The sequence below is a fragment of the Sphaerimonospora thailandensis genome, assembly GCF_016863115.1.
Classification (GTDB): domain Bacteria; phylum Actinomycetota; class Actinomycetes; order Streptosporangiales; family Streptosporangiaceae; genus Sphaerimonospora; species Sphaerimonospora cavernae.
Genome location: NZ_BOOG01000100.1, coordinates 1 through 5,282, shown reverse-complemented (window position 1 = coordinate 5,282; position 5,282 = coordinate 1). Strand labels below are relative to the sequence as shown.

General features: G+C 61.2%; 6 protein-coding genes. All 6 read left to right on the top strand.

Annotation, left to right across the window (positions count from 1 at the left end; genetic code table 11):
* On the top strand, window positions 1-945 hold a 945-nt coding region (locus Mth01_RS28875; protein ID WP_239090086.1), incomplete at its 5' end, for a polymorphic toxin-type HINT domain-containing protein.
* A gap of 27 nt (window positions 946-972) precedes the next feature.
* Window positions 973-1,542: a hypothetical protein gene (locus Mth01_RS28870; RefSeq protein ID WP_204019128.1), complete on the top strand. Its 570-nt coding sequence runs from the start codon at window positions 973-975 to the stop codon at window positions 1,540-1,542.
* A 733-nt stretch (window positions 1,543-2,275) separates the two neighbouring features.
* The gene (locus Mth01_RS28865; RefSeq protein ID WP_204019127.1) at window positions 2,276-2,854 is read left to right on the top strand and encodes a hypothetical protein; all 579 of its coding nucleotides are present in this window, start codon (window positions 2,276-2,278) and stop codon (window positions 2,852-2,854) included.
* A gap of 3 nt (window positions 2,855-2,857) precedes the next feature.
* Entirely contained in the window at window positions 2,858-3,283 is a 426-nt protein-coding gene (locus Mth01_RS30510) for an SUKH-3 domain-containing protein (protein ID WP_407695985.1), read from the top strand.
* Window positions 3,270-4,025, top strand: a complete 756-nt coding sequence (locus Mth01_RS28855) for a hypothetical protein (protein ID WP_204019125.1) — start codon at window positions 3,270-3,272, stop codon at window positions 4,023-4,025. The genes Mth01_RS30510 and Mth01_RS28855 overlap by 14 nt, the downstream gene beginning before the upstream one ends.
* A gap of 247 nt (window positions 4,026-4,272) precedes the next feature.
* Complete coding sequence (locus Mth01_RS28850) at window positions 4,273-4,827, top strand: hypothetical protein (protein WP_204019124.1); 555 nt, start codon at window positions 4,273-4,275, stop codon at window positions 4,825-4,827.
* The last annotated feature ends 455 nt before the right edge of the window (window positions 4,828-5,282 follow it).

Here is a 5,282-nt window from a genome sequence, read left to right as displayed (position 1 = left end):
GGCCACGCCGCCGAAGCGGCCCAACGCGCCAAAGCCCAAGCAGCCAAAGCCAAGGCCGCGACCAAGGCGAAAATCGCCGATGCCAGGGCCCGCATCACATCCAGGGGCTGTAAGACGGGCAACAGCTTCGTCCCCGGCACGCTGGTGCTGATGGCCGACGGCACGGCCAAACCCATCGAAGAGGTCGACCTCGGCGACACCGTGATCGCCACCGATCCCGAAACCGGTCAGACCGCAGCCGAACCCGTGGTCGGACTGATCACCGGCGACGGCGACAAACACCTGGTCGGCGTCACCGTCGACACCGACGGCGACAAGGGCACCGCCACCGGCCAACTCGTCGCCACCGACGGCCACCCCTTCTGGGTCGAGAACGCGCGCGCCTGGCTCAAGGCCGACCAACTCCAGCCCGGCATGTGGCTGCGCACCAGCGCCGGCACCCACGTCCAGGTCACCGCAATCAAGACCTGGACCAAGAGCGACCAGCGCGTCCACAACCTCACCATCGCCGACACCCACACCTACTATGTACTCGCAAGTGCCACGCCGGTCCTCGTGCACAACTGCGGTACTGGTCCAAAGGATGGCGCTGGCCTTACTCCCGAAGAACTCATGTCGAGGGCCCAGGACCTTCGAGACGGGTACGCCGGCGAAATGGCAAAGCTATCGAATCGAAAGCGGCCTGCGACAGTTACGGCTGGCTACAACGTTGAAACTGGGCAGTATGCGGCAGGCGCATCAGCTAAGGGAGTTTGTGCAGAGGTCTGTGTCGTCAACCAGCTCGGAGGTGACCCTTCGAAGATTGTGTTCACCTCAGCTGTCCGGCCGCGGACCGGGCAATCCATAAACATCTGCGTCTCGTGCGAAGGTCAGTTCGGGCGTAAACCATTCAAGGAGCCCGGTACAATATTCGATTCAGACGTGCTTAGGGTTTTCGATGACTAATGGTAAGTGTGACCGAGGGGCGAGCTCTTGGAACTGGAACTGAAGCGGCATGAATGGCGATCACTCCAGGGAGTGTCAGGCGATGCCGGTGCCCTTGAGTCCGCCCTTCGCGCACTTGCTCAAGCCGGCGACCGAGATGAGGCAGTCCAAGCTGCACGCCGTGTGGAAAGAGTGATCTTTGCGCAGGGATTGCTCTGCGAGGCCTCGGCTGCAGCGGCATCGACTCTGGTCCACTGCCTGTGGCGCCGGTCCGAGCATGCCGAGGATCTGATTCTCGGCATGCTCTCGGATATCTCTGTGGCCGTTGTCGATGAGGAAGATCCGACTGTTTACGGACCGACAAGTCAGGAGCAATGCCTTAGCGAAATAAGGCTAGGCTTCCCGATGTATGTCGAGATCCTTGAGGCTGGAAAGAGTATTCACTCTCGAACCGCCTGCATTGATCTGATTCTCGCGTGCGGACTTTCAGATGAGAGGCTCAGGGGGCGATCGGTGTATTTCCTGGGGAAGGCACTTCAGTTGGACGGCCTGGAAGGCCATCGAGACGTCATTCACGCCTCGATCCGTGAGTTGAGCGAAGGAGGTGCGACGAGGTAGTTGTTCAGCAACGCTCCGCTGACGAAAAGGTCGAATCCCTCTACGGAAGGCAATGGAATCGCCGGGGCGATGTCGCCTTGATCGCGTTCGGTGCCGCTAGTGGAAGAACCGCGGTAACGATGGAGAAGCGACTAACCAACTTCGTTACACAGACGGCCAGAATCCCGGATGCTGATGTTCGGAGAGCGATGCCGTAGTGAGCGGATATAACCTACTCAAGGCAGTGCTGATGTGTCCGCGCTGCGATAGGTTGGGATCAGTGTGTGCCGAATTTCGTTTCGGTCTCTTCGAGTTCCGAGAGTATGAAATCGGTGATCACCTAGAATGGGGCGTCACAGGAGATCGCTCTCCGCGGCGGCGCCCCGAAGAGGGAAACCTCAGCGGTGAAGGATACGTGGAGTGCCCTTTCTGTGGACGGGACTACTGGGTGACGATCGACGTACGAGCTGACGTCATTACTTTAGTGAATCCAGACCCCGACAGGCCGGGCTATATCCCTTCCGGCAACTGATATAGCGGTTGACCGGTGGTCATCAGCGTTGCCTCCTCCCTGGGAACACGCAGAGCAGAATGCTTTGCTGTTCATCAACTGCATGGGTTGGACTCCTGTCGCGGGCGCAGCCTCGCGTAGTGTATGCACCGAGATCTGCGCCCCATTGATTCGCGCGACGGGTGGCCGAATCACGGGGCAGGTTTATCAGCGAGAGAGCGGAACGATGATCAGGACCTTTGAGTGGTAGCAGTGGATCAGAGCCTTGCCCGCTTCCTCAACGAGGCGGACGGTCCTCAGCTCACATATTTTGCAGCAAGCTGTGTCGAGCGGGCCTCAGGTGCATTCTTCCTGGCCATGTCGCTTGATGAAACTAGAAGGGCGGACGCAGACCAGTTCTTGGAACTGCTCGAAAGTCTCTGGAAATTTCAGAGTTTGCCGCGAGATGAAAGGCGCAGGTGCCAAGAGATAGCAGCCGGTTTCCCGGAACTGCAGCAAGAGGAGGAACCGTCGGGGGTATTCGCCTATGCGTACGATGCGGTCGCCGCCATGTTCTATTCGTACGCGTATCTGGTATCCGATGACAGGTTGAACATCACTTACTGCTCCAATCACCTGCTGAATTCGGCGGGATTTCTCGATGAGGCTGCAGGTGCTGGGGAGACGTTCATCAACGAAGAGATCAGGGCGCAAATCGGCGACATTGATCTGCTGATTGGAGAGTCGGGAGACGGGACCGAACTCGTACCTGTTCTCAGAGGTGGGTCTCGCGAAATCGGCCGGCATCGAGCAGAGGTGTTGAATCTAATGGCGAGCGGGTAATGAATGAGTGTGGCGGAAACGGAGCGTGCTCTGCTGGCTGCGGGATGGCAGCCCGGCAGAAGGGTCTGCACCGGTGGGTGGCGTGCTTCGCTCGAAGCTTCCGGCTTCGATATGCGTGACGCAGCCGCCCGGTTCCTCTCCGAGTTCGGCGGTGCTGGCATCTCGGGGGCACGCGAGGCTTTCGAGCTGAATCCGTTATCGAGCACTGTGGTAGGGCCCGGTACGGCGAGGCGCGGCCGCGTGCCGTCCCGACATCCGAGACCGACCTGCGCGGGCTCGCCGAGTCGGAGCTGGCGGCGATCGGGGACGGGCGGCTCCCCGTCATCGCCCCCAACGCCCGCTACGCCGAGATCGCGGCACTCTTCCCCGACAGCGACGGCGAGGACCCGCTGGACGCTCCTGTCGCGGTGTTCAGATGAATCGAGATAACTTCACACAGGAAAGGATCGATTGGGGCTCATTGAGTCACAATATCGGGAGCGCGTCAGATATTCCTCAGATAGTCGCCAGACTGCAATCTGCGTCGACGCGGGACGAAGCCGCAGAGTCGGCATGGGAGCTCAACGAGAGGCTCTGCCACGGGGGACTTGAAGTCGTCGACGCGACGGCTCCGGCGATCCAGATCCTGTGGTCGCTGGTCGCCGACCAATCGTTTCACTGGCGACATTACGTCGTGCAGTTCATCGATTGCGTCGCGGTCGTCCGAGGAGTATACGCGCCACCTCTAGCGCCTCGCGGAGCGTCTGCTGAGTATGCGTGCAGGATGGCGATTCAGAAGGGGATCGGCTTGGTCGCAGAGCTCGCCGAGCATGCTGGAGAGGTTAACATTCGCGGCTCCTGTATCGAGTTGCTGGGCGATGCGGGCGAGGCCGAGGAGGTGATACGACGATTCTCCATACGGCTCGCCTCTGAGAACGACCCTTCTGTGCGTGCTGATCTTGCCGCCGCGATGGCTGCAGCCGCGATCCGCGTTGAGGAAAGCGCTGAGCGCACCGCAGAGTTATGCGCGGACTTGCTCGCTGATGAGAGTGCGGCTGTGCGTTTCCGGGTCGCCAGGGTCCTCCTGAGGGCCCGTCCGACCGGGGTCGATCTCGAACATGCGGAATCAGTGCTCGATACGGCTTATTCCGAGGTCCGTCGGACTGGTGGATTCAGAGACGAGTATGCGTGAAGGGCCACTCAGTCATCCGCGCCGTACCGACAGCTCGTCCGCCCGCTGACCACCTCATCGATCACTACTTTCTTGGCAACGACCAGTTCGAGGAGATATATCTGGTCGCTGACTGGTTGGCGACTCTCGGGGTCGGTCATGATGCCATCGAGAAGCTGATTCTCGGAGTTGCACCCGACGTAATCCATCCGGGGCCCGTCCAGGGCACCGGTAGAACCGGAGGTTCCTGCCCTGAGGATGGTGAGTTGTGGACGGGTTCCAGTCGCGGGACGAGATGGAACGCTTGCACGGGAGACCGGTCCGGGAGGGAACGCCTTCCCGGCTGTCATCCTTCGTGGTGGAAGTGATCGGGAATCTGAACGCGTATGCCAGCCGTATTCGCGTAGCGCTGGCCGCAGGCGTGGAGTTCGCTGCTCAAGGGCAGTCCGACGCCGAGGAGTTGAGCGAATCGAACGTCCCCGTCTGGTTCTCTGCCGCATGCCGAGAGAAGGCGCCGGCTTTGGACTCATGGCCTGAAGTTCTCGAAGGGCGCCGCCGGTACATCGAGCACTGTGGTGAAGAGCCCTGGGACCTGCAGGATTGGCTATGGGAGTTCGCATCGGGAACACGTCAATGGTCATGGTGGGACGTAACAGCGGCTGGAGGGTCTATTGCGCAGATCTGGATTGATTCGAATTACGAGCCGAATTTTCAGGCCGATGACGTGAGATGGCTCGCCTATGCATCGGGAGCTCGGGCCGTGGTAGGCCCGATCTTCCTACCGTCGTCACTGTGGGAAGGGCAGATGTCGCTCGGCCTGTGAGTGCAGCCGCTGCGGCGGTGCTCCTGCAACCTTGAGCCTCGCGAACTGTTCTCGTAGATGAACCTCTAACCGTCAGGCTGCTAGACCGTCATCGCGTCGAGCAGGGTGAACAGTTCGTCGATGCGGTGGGTCAACGCGGCGCGAAGGTGGGTGGCCAGTCGTCCCCAGTCTTGGCGGGTCGGCGGCTGCCCCGGCGGCCTGGATCTGACTTAGCTCATCTCCGGGTTTCCTCGCCGGCCTGCCGGCGCGGCCGGCCTTGTCCAGGAAAGCGGCGTGGCGGGTCTCCGCTGGGCATACGTTGGGAACGATGAGGGATCAGTGTGCCGGGAGTGAGCGGCCGGGACGTCGCCGCAGGCCGGGTGGGCGGGCGCTGCCCGCCGAGGGAGTCGTCGATATGCCGGGCGGCAGGCCGGGGATGTGCGGAGGCCGGTGGCGTCGCGAAATGCCCGCCAGAC

What these genes read in the sequence shown, in the direction of transcription:
- Mth01_RS30510 (WP_407695985.1), top strand. Translation starts at nt 2,858, where the DNA reads ATGAGTGTGGCGGAAACGGAGCGTGCTCTGCTGGCTGCGGGATGGCAG.
- Mth01_RS28855 (WP_204019125.1), top strand. Translation starts at nt 3,270, where the DNA reads ATGAATCGAGATAACTTCACACAGGAAAGGATCGATTGGGGCTCATTG.